The organism is Shewanella sp. UCD-FRSSP16_17 (assembly GCF_001675935.1).
Taxonomy (GTDB): domain Bacteria; phylum Pseudomonadota; class Gammaproteobacteria; order Enterobacterales; family Shewanellaceae; genus Shewanella; species Shewanella japonica.
In genome coordinates, this window is the sequence record NZ_LZFV01000035.1 from 432577 (window position 1) to 451808 (window position 19232).

At 41.4% G+C, this 19232-nt stretch carries 17 protein-coding genes; 5 read left to right on the top strand and 12 right to left on the bottom strand.

Features of this window, described 5'->3' with window-relative positions; genetic code table 11:
* Positions 1-187: 187 nt before the first annotated feature.
* Both A9267_RS15585 and A9267_RS15590 read right to left on the bottom strand, forming a co-directional pair.
* Positions 188-1456 carry an inorganic phosphate transporter gene (locus A9267_RS15585; RefSeq protein WP_065109824.1) on the bottom strand — a complete coding sequence of 423 codons (1269 nt, stop codon included), beginning with the start codon at positions 1454-1456 and terminating at the stop codon, positions 188-190.
* A 25-nt stretch (positions 1457-1481) separates the two neighbouring features.
* A complete protein-coding gene (locus A9267_RS15590) occupies positions 1482-2165 on the bottom strand; it encodes a TIGR00153 family protein (protein WP_055022631.1) in 684 nt (227 codons plus the stop codon).
* A 224-nt stretch (positions 2166-2389) separates the two neighbouring features.
* On the opposite strand from A9267_RS15590, the gene A9267_RS15595 reads away from it, so the two are divergent.
* Entirely contained in the window at positions 2390-3871 is a 1482-nt protein-coding gene (locus A9267_RS15595; RefSeq protein WP_065109825.1) for a CYTH domain-containing protein, read from the top strand.
* Positions 3872-3931: 60 nt separating this feature from the next.
* On the opposite strand, the gene A9267_RS15600 is transcribed toward A9267_RS15595, so the two are convergent.
* The 8 genes from A9267_RS15600 to A9267_RS15635 all read right to left on the bottom strand — a co-directional run bounded on the left by A9267_RS15600 (position 3932) and on the right by A9267_RS15635 (position 10724).
* The gene (locus A9267_RS15600) at positions 3932-4756 is read right to left on the bottom strand and encodes an ion transporter (protein ID WP_065109826.1); all 825 of its coding nucleotides are present in this window, start codon (positions 4754-4756) and stop codon (positions 3932-3934) included.
* Positions 4757-4880: 124 nt separating this feature from the next.
* Positions 4881-5204: a hypothetical protein gene (locus A9267_RS15605; RefSeq protein ID WP_055022628.1), complete on the bottom strand. Its 324-nt coding sequence runs from the start codon at positions 5202-5204 to the stop codon at positions 4881-4883.
* A gap of 30 nt (positions 5205-5234) precedes the next feature.
* Positions 5235-5891 carry a hypothetical protein gene (locus A9267_RS15610; RefSeq protein ID WP_055022627.1) on the bottom strand — a complete coding sequence of 219 codons (657 nt, stop codon included), beginning with the start codon at positions 5889-5891 and terminating at the stop codon, positions 5235-5237.
* Positions 5892-5898: 7 nt separating this feature from the next.
* Positions 5899-6588: a PspA/IM30 family protein gene (locus A9267_RS15615; protein ID WP_065109827.1), complete on the bottom strand. Its 690-nt coding sequence runs from the start codon at positions 6586-6588 to the stop codon at positions 5899-5901.
* Between the two features lie 10 nt (positions 6589-6598).
* Complete coding sequence (locus A9267_RS15620; RefSeq protein WP_055022625.1) at positions 6599-7012, bottom strand: YjfI family protein; 414 nt, start codon at positions 7010-7012, stop codon at positions 6599-6601.
* 81 nt (positions 7013-7093) lie between these two features.
* Entirely contained in the window at positions 7094-8842 is a 1749-nt protein-coding gene (locus tag A9267_RS15625) for a polyamine aminopropyltransferase (RefSeq protein WP_082419823.1), read from the bottom strand.
* 4 nt (positions 8843-8846) lie between these two features.
* A complete protein-coding gene (locus A9267_RS15630; RefSeq protein ID WP_055022624.1) occupies positions 8847-9746 on the bottom strand; it encodes a DUF350 domain-containing protein in 900 nt (299 codons plus the stop codon).
* A gap of 9 nt (positions 9747-9755) precedes the next feature.
* On the bottom strand, positions 9756-10724 hold the full coding sequence (locus A9267_RS15635) for a hypothetical protein (RefSeq protein WP_065109828.1): 969 nt from the start codon (positions 10722-10724) through the stop codon (positions 9756-9758).
* A 238-nt stretch (positions 10725-10962) separates the two neighbouring features.
* Here A9267_RS15635 and glnE point away from each other — a divergent pair, with 238 nt between their 5' ends.
* The 3 genes from glnE (at position 10963) to A9267_RS15650 (ending at position 15464) form a co-directional block, all read left to right on the top strand.
* On the top strand, positions 10963-13824 hold the full coding sequence (glnE, locus tag A9267_RS15640) for a bifunctional [glutamate--ammonia ligase]-adenylyl-L-tyrosine phosphorylase/[glutamate--ammonia-ligase] adenylyltransferase (protein ID WP_065109829.1): 2862 nt from the start codon (positions 10963-10965) through the stop codon (positions 13822-13824).
* Between the two features lie 210 nt (positions 13825-14034).
* Complete coding sequence (locus tag A9267_RS15645; protein WP_065109830.1) at positions 14035-15003, top strand: sensor domain-containing diguanylate cyclase; 969 nt, start codon at positions 14035-14037, stop codon at positions 15001-15003.
* 179 nt (positions 15004-15182) lie between these two features.
* On the top strand, positions 15183-15464 hold the full coding sequence (locus A9267_RS15650) for a DUF3081 family protein (RefSeq protein ID WP_055022620.1): 282 nt from the start codon (positions 15183-15185) through the stop codon (positions 15462-15464).
* Between the two features lie 70 nt (positions 15465-15534).
* Here the strand turns inward: A9267_RS15650 and zapE are convergent, their stop codons facing one another.
* Both zapE and A9267_RS15660 read right to left on the bottom strand, forming a co-directional pair.
* Positions 15535-16731, bottom strand: coding sequence for a cell division protein ZapE (gene zapE / locus A9267_RS15655; protein ID WP_065109831.1), 1197 nt, complete (start codon positions 16729-16731; stop codon positions 15535-15537).
* Positions 16732-17025: 294 nt separating this feature from the next.
* Positions 17026-17646 carry a helix-turn-helix transcriptional regulator gene (locus A9267_RS15660; RefSeq protein ID WP_065109832.1) on the bottom strand — a complete coding sequence of 207 codons (621 nt, stop codon included), beginning with the start codon at positions 17644-17646 and terminating at the stop codon, positions 17026-17028.
* Between the two features lie 226 nt (positions 17647-17872).
* Between A9267_RS15660 and A9267_RS15665 the strand changes: the two genes are divergently transcribed.
* Positions 17873-19231, top strand: coding sequence for a polymer-forming cytoskeletal protein (locus tag A9267_RS15665; RefSeq protein WP_065109833.1), 1359 nt, complete (start codon positions 17873-17875; stop codon positions 19229-19231).
* The last annotated feature ends 1 nt before the right edge of the window (position 19232 follow it).

Below are 19232 nucleotides of genomic sequence, written 5' to 3' on the forward strand. Positions count from 1 at the left end.
AAGTCTTATTTAAATAAGCGGGATTACTGATTTTTTGACGACTTTTACGTGAAAATTGCTGCAAAAGTGTCATCAATTAATAACTGGGTGGATTTTTTTATGCTCCATAATCTGTTCGGTTTGTTTTAGGCAATAAAAAAGCCAGTCACAAGGACTGGCTTTATTTTGGCTATCTATCTCAGCAATCTTAGCTGAATACACCTTTGATGGTGAAGAAGAACAAGATAGATAATGCAGCGCCGGCTGGTAACGTTACTACCCAAGAAATAACGATGTTACGAACTACACCGATATTAATTGCAGCAATACCACGTGCCATACCCACACCTAATACCGCACCAACTAATGTTTGAGTTGTTGAAATGGGTAAACCAGTACCAGAAGCAATTACCACGGTTGATGCAGCAGCTAATTCAGCGGCAAAACCACGGCTTGGAGTCAGATGAGTAATGTTTTTACCAATGGTCTGCATGACACGCTTACCAAAGATAGCTAGACCCATTACGATACCGATAGCACCTAAAGGAAGAATCCACCATGCAAGTGCTGCTTTCGATTCAATTGCACCACCACTGTTAACAACAGATACAACTGCAGCTAATGGGCCAATTGCGTTAGCAACGTCATTTGAACCATGAGCAAACGCCATACAACATGCTGTAACAACCATTAAGATTGCGAAGACTTTTTCAACGTTTGCATATTCAGTTTGACGATTAATATCAGTGCTCATGTTTAAGCGAGCAATAGCGACTTTACCGAAAATACCAACACCAATAGCAACAGCAATTGCTAAGCCGTACGCTTCAACGGTTGAGAAGTGTAGACCAACATGTTTTAGACCTTTAGTAATGGTAACAAGTGACATAACGAAGCCAGCAAGTGCCATATAGAAAGGAACGTAACGTCTTGCATTAGCTAAAGGGTCGTCAGTATTAAAAATTAACTTTTGAACACTTTGGAAAATCATGAAAGCAATAAAGCCGGAAATCGCAGGTGTGACCACCCATGAACCGATAATGCCAACAACTTTACCCCATTCAACCGCTTCAGTACCTACACCTACTGCAGCGAAACCAACAATCGCACCAACAATTGAGTGAGTTGTTGATACTGGCCAGCCTAATGCTGATGCCGCAACTAACCATAAACCCGCAGCAAGTAGTGCGCCGATCATGCCGTAAACCAGAAGTTCTGGTGAATCGACAAAGAAGCTAGCGTCAATAATCCCTTTACGGATAGTACTGGTAACTTCGCCACCGGCTAAGTAAGCCCCAGCGAACTCGAAGATCATTGCAATAATAATTGCTTGTTTGATTGTGATGGCGTTGGAACCTACTGAGGTACCCATAGCATTAGCAACGTCATTCGCGCCAATACCCCATGCCATCAAAAATCCAAATACAGCCGCAATACCAATTAGCATTGGGCCATTGGTGACTAATACATCAACCATGTTGTTTCCTTGATAACTTTTTTAGTTATGAACTGCGAGCTAACATTAGCTCTAGGCGAGAGCCTACACGCTCAGCTAGATCAGCTAAGCCTCCAACCCATTCGATGATCTTGTACATAAACATGACATCGACAGGATTCAAATCTGCTTCCAAGCTTAGTAGTAAACGACGTACTTGGATCTGCAAATCATCAGAATCAGCTTCAATTAGATCTAATTCATTGATCATCTTGGCTACTAATTCGACTTCACGACCACGGAAACCTGTTTCAAGAAGGTCATCGAGTTCGTTAATTGCTTGCTTAGCAAGAGAGACAGCATCTAAACAACGTTTGAGGTAAGCATTAAACGGTGCTTGAACTGGTTGAGGGAACACTAATTGGCGACCGATAATACGGCCTGAGATGTCTTTAGCTTTGTTGGCAATTTTGTCTTGCTGAGTTAACAACTCAAGCAAGTCAGTACGCTCAACTGGCATAAACAACCCACTAGGAAGGGTGAGACGGATTTCACGCTTTAGCGCGTCAGCGTCATTTTCTAATAAGCTAATTTGCTTACGAACACTTACAGCTTTATCCCAATCTCCAGCAGTGGTTGCTTCAAAGAATGGTACGAGTAAAGATGCACATTCATGCACTTTATCTATATGCTGTTCTAATGGTTTAAGGGGTGATTTTGCAAACACACCTAAAATAGAGTTTACTGGCATTGCGGTTAACCTATTTAATGATTCCAATGTTGGAAAAACGGGCGCATGTTACCTCAAGCGTCCGCATAATGAAACTGTGTTTTTAATTTAATCTACAGTTAATACGGCTCAGTATATAGAACTGAGTTGCGCAATCCTAAGGGATTTTTATGACAGAAATGTGACATTGTGAATTTATTATGACGCATTGATGAAGATTTAATGACAAGATGAGTAGAAAGTCAATGGACGCAGAGATTGAACTTAAGCTGTTTATGCAGTCGCAACACAATGATTTGCTTGTTAAATTACTTAACGGAATGAGTGATTCAACACCACAAAATATCACAAGTTTAACAAATGAATATTTTGATACAGCCAAGTTACAACTTCGCAGCTGGAAAATGGGCTTGCGTATCAGAAAGGGTGAAAATTTCACCGAGCAAACCATTAAAACAGCTGGAACAGTTTCGGGGGGGATTCACTCTCGACCTGAATATAATGTGCCGATTTCCCAAGATACACCCGAGTTGGCGCTTTTTCCGAAAGAAGTATGGCCTCAAGAAGCGGATATTGATGCGCTACAAACTGAGTTAACCTGCGTATTTGAAACGAACTTTACCCGTCAGGCATGGCACATATACATTGAAGGCAGTTTAGTTGAAGTGGCGTTTGATGTTGGAAAAGTGATCGCAAATGGTGAGGTTGATCCGATTTGCGAGATTGAGTTTGAATTACTGGCTGGAGAGACATCGGCGTTACTGCACCTTGCAATTGAAGTTGCTAAGCATATACCTGTCCGTTTAGGTAAGGCGAGTAAAGCGCAACGCGGCTATCATTTAGCAGGACACTTACCTGCCATAGCACTAGAACAGATTGATTATATTTGTTTGCCTACTGATAAAAGCTTATCTAAAACATTAGAGGTGTTACTTGAAACTGGTATTGAGCGCTGGCAGGTTATAGAAGCCTTACTTATTGATACTAATGATATTGTTCAACAAGCAAAATTATGGAGTCAGCTCAGAGCATGTGTCAGGTTATTAAGATTAACCTTGATGCAATTTGGCTTACTTAATAGCGATGTATTAACCCACTTTGATGTGATTGAACAAAAATTACAATTTATCGAGCCACTGCAGAGTTTGAGCTTATTACTCGATGAGCCACAAAAATTGCTGGGCAAACGCATCGATAAAACTCAAATCATTCCACTCGCGCAGCAAAGCGTCAATGAATTGGTTTTAAACCAACGATTAAGCTGTTTATGGCAACTGCCAGAATACGGTCAATTACAATTGGCACTGGTTGAGTTGTTACTAAAAACCGCGAATGGGAGCCACCAATTAGTTGATTATCCCGAATTAGGTTTATTTGCTAATCATCTTCAGCAGGACTCTTGGCAAAAAATTGTTGATTTAATGCCAATATCTGCGGCAATGGACAGTTTAGATTATCAACAAGTCGCACAAGGGTTAGATGAAAGTATTTTGGTCGGTTTTGCTTATGGCGAGCTGTACCAATCTGATGATCGAGAAGCATTTAGAGCGCCATGGCAAGATCTGGCATTAGGTATTCAAACGTTAGGTTGCTATCAGCTTTTAGCTAAATTAACTGAGCAAAGTGAAGTGGATATTAGCGATTGGCTTCAAGACAAAGAAGCCAGTTTACTCTTTGCAATGGAGCACTCACGTAAAAGCGCGCTTAATAATCAGCCTTATTGGTAAGCATTGGATTAGCGCCCATAAAAACCTATCATTACGATAGGTTTTTTTATGTCACTTGCGCTATTCACGAGTCTTGTTTTGTTGATTAAGTTCTTCCCGTAATCGACTGATTTCAGCTAACATGACTTGCTGGTTTTGCTCCATTTGCTGCTGATTTTCTTCCATTCTCAATAAGGCTTTTTCAAGTTCAAATTTAATTTCTTTCTTATTATTCTCGCTTCGTTCATGGTCATCTGGTGCGACAAAGACTGAGGCCATGTAGCCCGATATCACACCAAAAAAACTTACGCCGCTCATAATAACAAGGGCGCCAACGACATGCCCCACAGTGCTTACAGGGTAGTAATCTCCATATCCCACGGTTGAAATGGTAACCAAGGTCCACCAAATGGCTTGTTCAGCGGTTTCTATATTGGCGCCTTCTGTACCTGCTTCAACTAATAAGATGACAATAGAGGCAGTGGTTAAAATGAAGACCATTGCTAACAACAAGCTTGCTAAAGTGGTTTGTTTACGTTGTCTAATCAGTGGAATAATTAAGGTGCGACTAACACGTATTAAGCGTATAACCCGAAGAATTTGGAATACACGCGCAATACGCAGTGCTTCAATGGCGGGAATACTGGCAACGAAGTCAATCCAATGATGTTGAAGATAGAATTTTTTGTTGTTGGCTTTTATGAGACCGTAAAAAAAACGCGACATAAAAATCATACAAATACTGAGATCGATAAACAGTAATAGCCTGCGTGTTTCTGCGTCAACGTTTCCAAATGTCAGGATTAGCACCACGATGACAGAGAACAGCGACAGGATCATCATAGCTAAGTCAAAAGGGCTCGGGCCATTTAATGCTTTTAGTGACCAACGTTTTTTTTCGATCATAGTAAAATCCGTTTTGAGAATATTGCGTTGTGGTGATGCTAACAATGTAACCTTTTAGAGACAATCTAAAGGTATAAAAAAACACGCCAAAGGGCGTGTTTTGCATTTAGCTTGGTTGTAGTGCTTATTCATCAACAAATTGAACTAAATCATCTAGCACACGTTTTTTGATTTCTAGCTGAGCATCAGCTTCTAAACCATATCTGTGTGCCAAAATTGCATAGTCATCTTGGCTTAATGACACTGTTAACCTTGGACGCTTAGGGCGTTTAGTCACTTCCAAGCCTAGGATTGAGCGAATTTGATCTGAAGGGCTAACACCTGCATCTAGCGCTGCTTTACGAATTAAGTATTGAAACTTTTCATCGAGGTCAAAAGCCACTTGTGTCGCTTTTGCTGCTTGCTGATTTTTAATCCATGTATCTGGTAATGATTTACCTTTACTCATGTCAGGTGTTACTCCTTTATACTGCCAGTGTTAACTCGCTGGCCAAAACTCACGAATGTCAGTTACTGGGCGGTACAGTGTTAACATGACATCGGTATCGCCACCTTCGTAGACCTCAATATCGACAGCCTGAGAATCTTCATTATTGACTAAAGAATAGCTTTCAAAGGCATTTCCGCGGTGTTGGCTGCTATCATCTTGAGGTGGTTTTTGGCCTCGATAATCTTCACGGTGGAAGTATCCAAAACAACCAAACTCTACTTGATGGTATGCGCTAGCAAGCCAACGTCCGTATTCGCTATCTAACTCATTCGACAATGAAAGTGTCGTGAGCTCTGCATTGCCCGGTTCTTCAAATATTTGGCTAAACTGCTCCAAGTCAAACAGCTGCTCTACCACCGCTCGGTTTACTTTGATTGAAAAACTCAAGTAAGCCTCATCTTCTTGATGATACGAGAGATAAATTGCAGTACCGCTGTGGCCTCTAAGTAACCACTCACATTGCTGAGAGCGTTCATACTCATAAGTATGGACTTCTTCAACTTTAAGCTGCTGCCCACGTAGTTGCTCAGGTAAAGCAAAGCTATCATCAAGGGAGATCATATCTCCCTTGAGTAGCTTGTTCACATGGTCAAGCTGACGTTTTGGGGCTTCTTTCTTGCCGAAAAGGCCACTTAGAAATCCCATAGCTTAATTAACCTTTTTTCGCTTTAAGGCGATCAAGAACTGCATTAGCACTAGACTTTTGCTCACCAATGCCTGCTTCAGCTAGCTTGGCATGTAATGACTTATCGCTGTTTTCTTCAGCTAATGCTTCAGAGGCTTGTAAGCGATCATCGAATGATTGCTGACGGGCTTTGATGCGCTCTAAAGAATCTTTCGCATTCATTAGCTTCGAGTTACTTGACGCAAATGAGTCAGTAATCGTGGCAGTGGCTTTTTGAACACTTTCAGTGGTTTTCACCATGCTTAGCTGACGCTGGTAATCCGTTAACTGACGTTCAGTTTTCTTAACTAAATCTTTAAGGCGAACGGCATGAGCAGAAAAGCTTGCGTTAGCGGCTTCTTGGTCAGCGAGTTCTTGATCCAGTTGAGCAATCTTTTCAGCAACTTCGATAGCCAAAGCTTCGTTGTCTTTTTCAAGCGCTTGTGTAGCGTAACCTTCGTGCTCAGTGATGCTGCGCTTTAAGCGGTCAACTTCACGGCTAGCTTGCATCTCTTTCGCCATTACGTCAGTTAATTCACGCTTAGCTTTGGTTAAATGCTTTTCTGCATCACGGATTTCTTGTTCAAAAATACGGGTAGAATTTGCATCGACAATGTTTTGGCCGACTTCATTAGCACCGCCGCGAAACGCCGTTAAAATTTTATTTAAAATGCCCATGTGTGGCTCCTTACTTCAAAAATTCGACGAGTTCGTCGATGACTTCTAAACAGTTATCAGACAATACTGATAATTCTTGTTCAATCTCTTCCATGCTTGAGGTGACTGAAAGTGCACCGTAAACCACATATTTATCGTCAATTTTTGCAAACGATGATAGTGGCATTGGAATGTTTAATTCCAACATGGTTTCAAACATTTGAGTGCGAGTTTCTTCTTTCACTTCGCTCTCATCCCATAAGTAACTGATACACAAAACTTGGTTGTCAGTTACTGATACAAATACTGGTAACTCTTCGCGACCAGCAACGTTGACTTGTAACACCTCAACATCACCATCAATTGGGAAACAATCAAACTTCAACCCTGTGTGGCTCTCATCGCCTAGTTCCGTTAAGTGGTTAGCAATCTTATGGATATTCATATTTGTCCTTATTGACATATTATGTCTTAGGTTTCAAAGATAGCACTTAGACATATTATGTCAAGGCTATTCTTTATTAGATTAAAAAAGATTCATCCCTTGGTTATCAGACCAAGACGCTAAGTGATAATGGTAAAGCTGTAATGAGCCAATTTTGTTGGTCTTAATCTTATCTTTATCGTCATAAAAGTTGCCAGGAAACTCAAAAGCACCATGAATTAAGCCCGGTGTTAACCAGTCTTCTTCTATTGGCAGTGGCTGATTATGGGCTAAACGAGACTTGGCATCTTTTCCTGCGCGAGTTGCGATACTCCAGCCCCATTCACCAAAACTTGGCACATTATGATGATATTGCTGTACGGTAAAACCAGCCGATTCTATGGTTTTTCCGACAGAAATGAATGCCTGCTGCGCATGGTATGGCGAGGTAGATTGTACTGTCATAGCACCATCGGCACTCAATAATTCAGCGAGCTTTCGATAAAATAAATCAGAGTATAGTTTGTTGAGATCGGGATGACTTGGATCTGGAAGATCCACGATGATGACATCAAACTTCTGATTCTCTTTAATCAGGTTATCTACGCCATTAAATGCGTCATCGAACACCAAGTTGACTCTAGGGTCATTTAACGCATTGCCATTAAGTGACAGCATAGCTTGGCTGACATGGGCTGGCATTTTTTCATCAGGGGCTGCAAATAACTCGACTAATTTCTCGTCTAAGTCCATTAAGGTGACCGACTTAGGTTGCCATTTGAACACTTGCTTAAGGCCTAACCCATCTCCACCACCAATGATGAGTACCTTGTCTTGTCTAGCACTGGCTGCCATCGTTGGGTGCACTAAAAAACTGTGATAAATATGCTCATCAATGCTGGAGAACTGCAAACGGCCATTAATATAAAGAGAGTAGACAGGTTCTTGGCCATTACCACGTAGGCGTTCAGTAAAGGTTAATTGCTGAAAACGGGTCGCTTCGGCATAAACAACCTTGTCTTTGTACAATAAATTATTGAAGTTTTGTTCCCAACTTGGGCCGTGCATCGCCAATAGCACCAGTACACCACTGGCAACAAAGTGACCAATAAGAATCAATTTAGCCCAGCGAATTTGTTGCCAAAAACGCCATATAAAAACAAACCCTGCCAATAAGTTAACACTGGCAGTTAATGCTGCTGCTAACTGAATATCTAGCGAGAGCATAAACATTACCCATATTGCAGCGCCTGCACCAGCGCCGATGTAGTCAGCACCATAAATGGTACCAGCATTATGGAGAAGGTGTTCTTCAGATAGGGATTGGCGAACTCGAGCAATGAGTGGAATCTCCATACCAATCATCAAGCCTAAAATGACGCCCCAAATATAAGGTAAATACTCACTGAGATTTTGTAGTGTCCCGATAAAACCGCCATCAGGAATATGATCGGGTGGCAGGCCTAATGTGTTGGCGATTATCAAGGGTAATTGCTGGCCAAAACCAATAACGGCCGCTGTGATTAAAATGGCGAGCGAACCGCAAAAAGCGACGGTGAGTTCAAGCAAGGCGAAACCGGTAAACGCACAGCGAATTTTACGGGCGGCAAAAGCGCCAATACCCATAGATACGATCATAATGCCAATCATGGTATAAATCGCAGCTTCTAGTGCGCCAAGAATGCGGCCGGCATAGTGAGATAATAGGTATTCGTAGATAAGACCGCAGCCTGCAAGTAGCGCCATGATGCCCAGTAAAAGGGCATCATCGAACCATGCTAAGCTGCGTTTAGAAGGACTGCTTTGCTTGTTGCAGCCCTCCTGGCCATGTTCAAGCAAAGTATTATTCATCGAATTAAGCCATTAATGCCGCAAGAATAAGTGCGATACCAATACTGATAGCAAGCTCTACAGCTGCTACGCCAACGTTATGCTGCTTTTCAACTTCATCTGTGAGGTTAATTTGCGCTAACACTAACTTTTTGACGATGGCTAATAACACTGACAGTGCGATAAGCATGATCACTGAGAATGTCAGCCAGCCGACAATATTCATTAAATAAGCAGTCGGATCATAAATGATAAAGTGACTTGCAGCATTAAAAGTAAATGCCATTGCAATCATGTAACCACTGTGACGAACAGCAATAGCAACTTGACCTTGCTCTAACGCCTTTTGCATTGAGTCACCCTGATTACGCTTAGCGTACTGGTGTTCACGGAATCGAGTTAGCAGCACTAGCATTAATTGGGAAATCAAGAATGCAGTGAAAATTGCGATAAAGGTGTCAACCGTAATATCTTCAGCCCACATTAATACTGAGCGAATAATGATAGCCGTTGCTATTGCAGCTGCTGCATCTACGATAGCAACAGACATATTGCCATTAACAATTTGGCTGTTTTTATCAAATTCATTGAGTGCCACTTTGTCATGTAAAAAACGGCCAAATTTAATTAGCACTAAACCAAATACGCCGTAGCAGGTCATGCCGATTGCTTCCATTGCGTATGAGTTTGCTGCTTCACCTGTAATGGCGCCAGTTAACACAATGCCTAAGGCTAATACTGCACCAGCGGTGCTAACACCAAAGGCAAAATTATCACGGTCTGCTAATTCTGCACGGCTGTTAACACGCACACTCCAACCTTGTAAGTAGCGCATTAATGCTAACAAAATTACAGCAATGGTAATGTCGATAGCTAAAATAATCGCTAAGTCTAGGGTAAGTCCGAAGTCACTTAAAAATGTCATGATTGTTCCTTATTTGCCTCGGCGTACACCGCGAGTTGTGCGGCTAGATGAATTACGAAAACTGCTGTCTTTTGAATAGGTCGAACGGAATTTACTTGAGTTAGCACTTCTAGTGCCTGTGGTACTTGCTTTGGGAGCAGAAGTACTTTGACGTGATAAGCTCGTTGAGCCAGTACGGGATTTAGCGTACGGGCTATTAAATTGTTTACCCTGAGAGTTAAAGGTTTTCTTGGTGTTTTCATAAGTGCGATTTTGAGCACTTGCTTGTTTTGGAGACGTGTAGCGATAACGACCAACGTCATTGTAATAGCTGTAACCACGATTGTTTGACCAACGATCATAACGCACTGGGTTCATGATATTTGAAAACATCGAGTACATGCCGTACCACGCCCAAAAAGACATGCCACTTGAATTCGTTTGCCAGCTACCATATGAAGGGTTACCGACGAGTTGACTACCTGCACCAAAATCTTCACTGCCATTAGCCAGTGCAGCGGCTTCACGACTTATTGAGTTCACCCGTGCTAATTGCCCGCCAGATAAGTCTGCTACAACGTTAACAGGATCAGACAACATGTCATTATAGAGACTTGAGTCTGCAGCTTGATAAATGTTCTGCGCTTCTTCGAGCTGTTGATCTAAATCGATAAAGTTGGCTGAATCAGAAAGCTCGCTTGTGCGTCGTTTTAGCGATTGAAACATTGGCCCTGTGGTGCCAGCATCTTTTGCTAACTCATCTAAAAGCGGCACCAGATCGGGTTTGCTGCTTTTTAATAATTGCGTGTATTGCTTTAATAAAGTGGCATTACGCAATTCACCAGCATCTAGCATGGCGCCAAGCTGAGTTATTCGTTGTTGAGACAATTGCTGATATTGCGCAATTTTTTCAGGACGGTCATCGCCGCAACCTGAAAGTGAGATGCATAATATCAACCCGGAAAATACTGTGAGGACACGGGGTAACAAACCAGCCATGTTTTCTCCAATGCTATAAAAATCAAATTAAAATAATTAACAAACCGAATAAATATGTATTCATATTCGACCAAATATTTATACGGTTAGGTATAACTGCTATACAGGTTATAGTAATCTTAATGCTATATACAATTAAGACTTACATTAAACTTTTATTATGAATGGTATAGCATAATTCGACATATTATGTCGAATTAAACCTGCCATATCATGTGTAAATTGCCGAAGGGATCGAATAATAATGCTAATCGAAAGTAACTCTATTTTATCTGCCGAATTATCAGAAATTGCAGAACGTTACTGGTTGAGGTTAGGTAATTCTTCCCCGGAAGTCATTGATACGTTATCAATCGACGAGCAAAAGGCATTAAAGTCAGTCTTTGGTTTGAGTGACTACATTGCAGAACAATTGTGTCGCCACCCTGAATGGATAAGCTTGTTACTTGATGGCTTATTAACAGAAGTCGATAGGCAAAGCTTTGCGATTGAATTAGCAAATAAACTTGCTTCGATAAAATCTGAAGATGAAGTTAAATCAATCCTGCGTCAATATCGTAACTTCCAGATGGTGAGATTAGCTTGGCGCGACTTTGGCAATTATTCAGCATTAGAAGAGTCATTACTGGATTTGTCTGCGTTAGCTGAAGCCCTCGTTATTGCCGCGAGAGATTGGCTATATCAAGATATGTGTCAGCAGCTTGGTACACCGTCAGATGAACAAGGTAATCCTCAGCCATTATTAATTCTCGGTATGGGTAAACTTGGTGGGCGCGAGCTTAACTTTTCATCTGATATTGATTTAATTTTTACTTTTCCTGAGCATGGCGAGACTGTCGGAGGCCGTCGTGCCCAAGCTAATCAGCAGTTTTTCATACGTATGGGTCAGCGATTAGTTAACCTACTTGATCAAGTGACCGTTGATGGCTTTGTTTTTCGGGTTGATATGCGTCTGCGCCCATATGGTGAGAGTGGCCCATTAGTGGTGAGTTTTAGCGGTCTTGAAGATTATTACCAAGAACAAGGGCGAGATTGGGAAAGATATGCCATGGTCAAAGCCAGAGTATTAGGCCCGTGGACTCAATTTAGCGATGACTTACATGACTTATTAAGACCCTTTATTTATCGACGCTACATCGATTTTTCAGCAATCGATTCATTACGTAAAATGAAGCAATTAATTGCGCAAGAAGTGCGCCGTCGTCAGCTTACCAATAATATAAAATTGGGGGCGGGCGGGATTCGAGAAGTGGAGTTCGTGGTGCAAAGCTTCCAGCTTATTCGAGGTGGAAGGGAGCCAGCACTGCGTCAGCAAAGCCTTTTTGGTGCTATTGATACGTTATATAACTTAGGTCAACTCGAGTATCTTGCCGTTGATGAACTCAAAAAGAGCTATATCTTACTTCGCCGAGTAGAAAACTTACTGCAAGCTATTGATGATAAGCAAACTCAGACATTGCCAGATAATGATGTCGACTGGCAGCGTTTATGTTTTGCGATGAACTGCGAAAATGAAACGGTGCTGCGTGCTGACATTGATAGAGCAATGCAACAAATTCATAGACACTTCAACGATACTGTTGGTGGCGATGATGCACATGAACAAACGGAACATTGGACTAGTCAATTATGGGTCATTGAAGATCCCGACAACGCCGCAGCGCTATTAGAAGAACACTTAGTGGACGATGCTAATTTTTGGCCGACATTAACTGAGTGGCGATCTATAACGGTTAAACGTTCAATTGGCCCAAGAGGAAGAGAGACCCTCGAAAAGCTGATGCCAAGATTATTGTCCGAGCTATTAGAGCATGCTTCACCTAGCGCGGCATTAACTGCCGTATCAGGGGTTTTAGAACAGATTTTAACCCGCACTACCTACCTTGAGTTATTGTGCGAAAACCCTGGTGCTCGACAGCAATTAATTAGTTTATGTTGTGCTAGCCCATGGATTGCCCAAGAACTTGCCAACTTCCCAATGTTATTGGATGAGTTGATTGATCCTGCGCAATTATACGACACCACTTCTGTTGATGATTACCCTAGTGAGCTAAGACAATATTTACTGCGGGTGCCAGAAGAAGATATGGAGCAGCAAATGGAAGCGTTGCGCCAGTTTAAGTTATCTCAACAATTAAAAATTGCAGCTGCGGATGTCACAGGTGTATTACCGGTAATGGAAGTCAGCGATCACCTGACTTTTTTAGCGGAAGCAATCATTGAACAAGTCGTATTGCAAGCATGGCACCAAGTGGCGAGTCGACATGGTGTTCCTGCTGGTACCAGCCCAGACAAAATGGGCTTTGCGGTAATTGGCTACGGAAAACTCGGTGGAATAGAGCTAGGGTACGGATCCGATCTGGATTTAGTGTTTCTGCGAAATAGCGTCAATACTGGTGAAACTGATGGCAAAAGACCCATAGGTATTGGCCATTTTTATTTGAAGCTTGCTCAACGAATTGTGCATTTGTTTGCAACACGTACGACATCGGGTGAATTATATGAAGTGGATATGCGTCTTCGACCTTCTGGTGCATCTGGTTTATTAATTACTGAAGTTGAGCAATTTAAAGAGTACCAACAAGCTGAGGCGTGGAACTGGGAGCATCAAGCATTAGTTCGCTCCCGTTTTGTTTATGGTGATAATGCGTTGGCCGCCCGTTTTAGTGAGATTAGAACTGAGATTTTATCTAAACCACGTGATTTACCTGAGTTAGCTAAACTGGTTCGGGATATGCGAATTAAAATGCGCGATCATCTATTAAAGGTAAGTCCTGATAAATTCGATTTAAAACAGAGTCCTGGCGGCATCGCTGATATTGAATTTATGGCGCAGTATTTGGTGCTAGCCCATGCTAGCAGCCATAAAGAGTTGGCTATTTGGTCTGATAACGTGCGTATATTTCAAATGTTAGCTGAACTAGAAATGATTCCATTTATGACTGCGCAGCACTTAACGCAGACCTACTGCTGGCTAAGAGATGAAAATCATCGACTGACATTGCAACAGCAAAAAGGACAAATTGATGTTTCAGAGGCAGAAAAACACGTCGCTCAGGTGATTGATATTTATCAGCATATCTTGGGAGAGGCGGATTAATAATACGCTTAATACGAATATTGAAACCCGAAAGGCAATAATCGAATTCGCATATTCTAGTGGCTTTAACGTTGATATTGCTAGCTACATACTTGTTAGTTAGTCAATTCGTTCACCCTAACTAGTAAATTTAACCTATTGATTTATTGCCATATCTGCTATTTGATATTAACGTTAGTATATTGTGTTTAATATTGATTGGCAGGGATTATGCTTACCGCACCAATACCAGAAAATGAAGCTGCGCGTTTAGCGACACTGCGAAATTTAAATGTGCTTGATACTGCCGCTGAAGAACGGTTTGACCGCATTACCCGCCTAGCAAAACGGTTATTTTCAGTTTCTATCTGTCTAGTCAGTTTAATTGATGAAAATCGACAATGGTTTAAATCCTGCCAAGGGTTAGTCGCAAATGAAACTCCTCGAGATATTTCATTTTGCGGTCATGCCATTCAATACTCTGAAGCATTCGTCATTACCGATGCCTCAAAAGATGTACGCTTCAGCGATAATCCTCTGGTTACTCAAGCGCCTCATATTCGTTTTTATGCAGGTCACCCACTGACAATGCCAAATGGGATGAGAGTCGGGACCTTATGCATTATTGATGATAAACCCAAAGAGCTAGATAAAGACGAGATGCTAGCGCTACAAGACCTTGCAGAGATGGTCGTATCTGAGCTGATTTCTATCCAGCAAACAACCCTAGATCAGCTGACAGGTATTTCCAACCGTCGTGGATTTGAAGTGCTAGCAAAGCAAGCATTATCGACATGGGATCGCAATCATATTGATAGTTGCTTAGTGTTTTTCGATTTAGATTATTTCAAAGAAATTAATGATAATCATGGTCATGAGGCGGGCGATCGAGCCTTAAACCAGTTTGCTCAGCTGCTTACCTCAGAATTTCGCGATTCTGATGTGATCGCTCGTTTTGGTGGTGATGAATTTTTAGTATTGTTTAGTGAGTGCAGTAAGGGCCAGGTTGACGTCGCACTTGCTCGTTTTCAAACAGCATTGAATGCCCATAACTCTCAGAGTGAAGACGTATTTGAGCTGGCGTACAGTGTGGGAGTTGCGACTCGACATGCTAATCAAAAACTTGATATAGCCGAGTATTTAGAAATTGCAGATCGAGAAATGTATCAAGTGAAATCCAAGCATCATCAACAACGTTGATTCAATTTGTTACACCTTAATCCCATATCATTGATGTTTTCTTGCTCTCTATCACTGTTCTGAATTGCGATTATTCTAGACTGATCTAACTATGAGCTCGTCTCGTATTCACCTCAATGGTGCAATCGTCGAGTCTGTTTATAGAAAGCATCATAGAGGTATCAATCAGGAGATGTAGCATGCGAAATGCAATCGATATTTATCAAGCGTTAAAGGTCTTTAATAAAATCGTTGAATGTGGTGAAAAGCATAAAGCTGAAAATGGCTACAACTCTCGCTATCATTTATGTGGACTGCAAGCTGAAACAGGCTTTGATGGTTACACAATAACGCTGAGTGATGGCAGAACTTCGCTTAATATCTACTTCCATAATAAATATCAATTTGATTACCCTGATAACGAAGCGTTTGAAAACTTCATGCGTCGCTTCGGTGATGTGATAAAACACACTGTGCAATAATCGACAGCATGAAACACCTTAGCTAGAGTTGTTATGCTTTATCAGTTAAATCATAAGTTACTGATAAAGCTTATTTGGTTGCTGGTTTGAGCCAGCGTTGCATTTCAACTAAGCGACTCACCGTTCTACGAAACTCAAATGATAAGGCGCCGCCTGAATACAATTCTGTAATGGTCCATTCTGAGCAGACCGTTAACGATACGCGTTGATCGTAGAGTTCATCGACTAAACTAATAAACCGTTTAGCAGGATCGTCACTGGTTGCATATTCTAATTGACGCTCGCTAGTTTTATTACTTTCAGCCCCATCTTCCGTACCACGTGCTTTTATCCAAGTTCTAATTTCACCTCCTAGTTGGGGCACTTCATCAATAATCACATGCTTAAATAAGCCTGCGAGCTCGATATAGTCTAAAGCAGATCGAGGCCCGTCACACAGTTGGTCGAATTTAAACCAAATCACTTGATTCACTTTAGCTTGAAAAGCAATTGTACGATGACATATTTCGATATAGCTATGTGTTTCACACACAGCGGCTTGATGGGGATAATGCAGTCCTGCAATAGTGACAAAATCTTGGTGACTCATGTGCTTTGTTAACTGTATTTGTTGTTCAAGCGAACGGTCAGATTGCGCAGCTATTCGATGGTCAGTGGCGCCAGTTAAGTTAATTTGGTCTACATTAGTTTGTAAAATATCAATAAAAGGTAAAAATCGCTCACGCTGCAATCCACCTTCATATAAACGGCTAATTTCAATATTGGAGGTGGCGACTAAGATGACTCCATGAGCAAAAAGGTGTTCGAACAACCTAGCAAGAATAATTGCATCTGCAATATCATTGACAGAAAACTCATCAAAACAAATGACTTGATATTGAGCCGCATAATGACGGGCAATATGCACTAAAGGATCGGCAATCCCTTTTGTGAGATTGAGTTCTTGATGCACCATAGCCATAAAGCGATGAAAATGTAATCTAAGCTTATTTTGCTGTTTAAGATGATTAAAAAATAAATCCATCAAAAATGTTTTACCACGACCAACATCCCCCCAAAGGTAAACACCTTTGGCAGCTTGCTGCTGAAGACTGGTATCACCGAGTTCTGCTACTTCTTCTTGAACATTCACATTATGTTGGAGTTGAATAAATAGCTCGTTGAGGGCAAGTAGCGCTGTATGCTGTTCAGCATCATCGTGTAATCGCAATTGAGATGATTGAGATTGTGCTATTTTGCTTTGATAGAGTTCTAATAACGTTGTCACGCCAAGACCATATTGATTGGTTTATGAGTCACAATATATCAATTAAAAACAAGCTCAAGTATTTAAGGGAAATATAACTTGCGCTATGTGTGAGCCGTCGAGTTGAAAAACAACTTGAAGTCGTTTGCTACCCTTATAGGCATACCCATGGTTCAGGCTTCATTACTATCTTGTCTATATCGAGCGACATAAGACGAGAATAAGAAAGTACTAAAACCAATCGGCTGCTAAAACGCGATCAACTTCGTACACTCCGTTAGTACGTCAGACATCTATATAAGCGACTAACCTAAATTACACTTGTGTAAAGACGTAAGAAAGCTGTCCACGGCTTGAAACATTTGTTTTTTTGAAAATGTTTTGAATGTGCATTTTGACTGTATTAATCGAAATACTTAAGTTTGCTGCAATTTGCTCATTAGATAAGCCTTGGCAAACCAAAGACAGCACTTGCTGTTCTTTTTTGGTGGTTAATGACAGTAGCTCAGTTTGACGTTGTGTAATAGGTTGGCGGTTTCTTGATTGAATATAATGAGACATCGCATCATGACTGAAATACAATTTATTGTTGTCCAGATTCTTAAAGGCTTCGATGATCTCAATAATCGATGCATCAAAAGACAGTCCACCATGAAACCCATTTGCGATGAGCAAACTTTCAGTGTCAGAGGTCAATTGAGGGCAAAAAGCCAAATGTTTGCCGTCTGCAAGTAATTCTGCCGATAAGTTAGGGATGTGTAATTTGGGATCACTGACATAGTGCAGTAGAATTTTTTTGTGGTGCTCTGTTTGTTGCCACTGGAGGTTAAGCGGGTCGTGGCTAATGGTATTACACTTTAAAAGTTCAGTAATCTGGCAAAGCTGTTGGGTCAAACTTTCAGGTATTTCACCTAAAAAAATATCCGATACAATCATGTCACATCCTTGTTTATAAAACTCGACTATTGAAGATCCTTAACAATAGGTTCGTGAATAATAATTATTCTTAATCACAGTGTCCAGCAATAAGTGATGAGTTAGCAATTTAATTGATCCGAAATGTTTACAAGGTGAATTTTATGTAAATGCAATGTTATTTGTTGTTTTTAATTAGTTAGTTTACTATAAGTCGAAAATTTATAATAAAAGGATACTGCTGGGTATGAATAACAAAGGAAATGGGGTGACTTTTATCGGTCCCGAGACTTCATTGGATGGAGAAATGACGGTAAAAGGACCTGCTTTGATCGCTGGTCAAGTCAAAGGTGTTATTCGTTCAACAGACCAAGTTAAAATTGAAGTAGGTGGCGAAATTGACGGTGAACTTTACTGTCAAGAGTTACGTGTTTGTGGTGTTTTCAAAGGAAAATTACACTGTAACAGTCTCGTTATCGTAAGCTCTGGTGTGGTTGAAGGTGATGTTTCGAGTCATAAAATGGAAATTTATGATGGTGGTCAATTCTTAGGTGCAAGAACTAAAGGCCCTGAGCAAGGTGTATTACCTGAGCTAGCAGCTGATGAACAGCCTGTTGCTCCTTATTCTCAACCTTTTAATGACGAGCCGGCTTACGCATCCCCAAAGCCTGAAGCGCCTATTGCAGAGGCGCCGATAGCTCAGGCTGCAAAAGTGAGTAATGTTAATGTAATGGCCGAGCCTATTACTAACGTTGCTGTTGACACTCCTAAAGTAAAAACTGAAATAAAGCCTGATGTAACGCCTGAGATTAAGCCAGAGTTTGTCGCTGATGAAATGACAGTTAAGACCGAAGTCAAGTCAGAAAAACCGACTCAAGCACAAGAGATTCGTACTCCTGCACCATTAAATAGCGTGCCAGAAAGCGAACCAATGCCAGCGCCTAAGCCGATGTCAAAACTTGAGATTAAGCCACAACCAAATCCTCAAGCTCAGTTAGCGGCAAAAGCAGCAGCAGAAAAAGCGCAACAAAAGAAATCAGGTGCGACTAAATTTGTTGTTGCCGGTGTGGTATTAGCTGCAGCGGCAGCTGGTGCAGTAGTTATAAAGCCTGAATTAGGCGAAGCCGTGATGGCGAAAATTAATTCAACGACGAACACGCAATCAGCAAAATCTGAACCAGCAGTAGAAGATGCAAGTATTGCCAACGTTGAAACTACTGCAGCAGTTGAAGTTATTGATGCTGAAACAGCCCTCGCTGAGTTAGATCAAGCTGCAGCAGCTAAAGCCGTTGAAGCTGAAGCGGCGACAGAGCTTGTTGCAGACGTTAGCGAAACGTCTTCTGACAGTGTTGATGAGTCTATCAATGAGACTTTGGCTGATGAACAAGCTGATTTATTAGCAGAACTAGAAGGCGTTGACAGTGAATTGACTGCCGACATCAATACAGAAGCTGATGATATTGTCGAAAGTGCTGCAGCGTCAGTTGAAGATGACAAAACAAAAGTTGATAGCCTACTTGCTGATTTATTAGCAGAAGAGCGAGCTGACTCTACAGAAGCGGCTGAAGCGACTGAAGAAGCAACGACAACAGCGGGCAATTTATAAG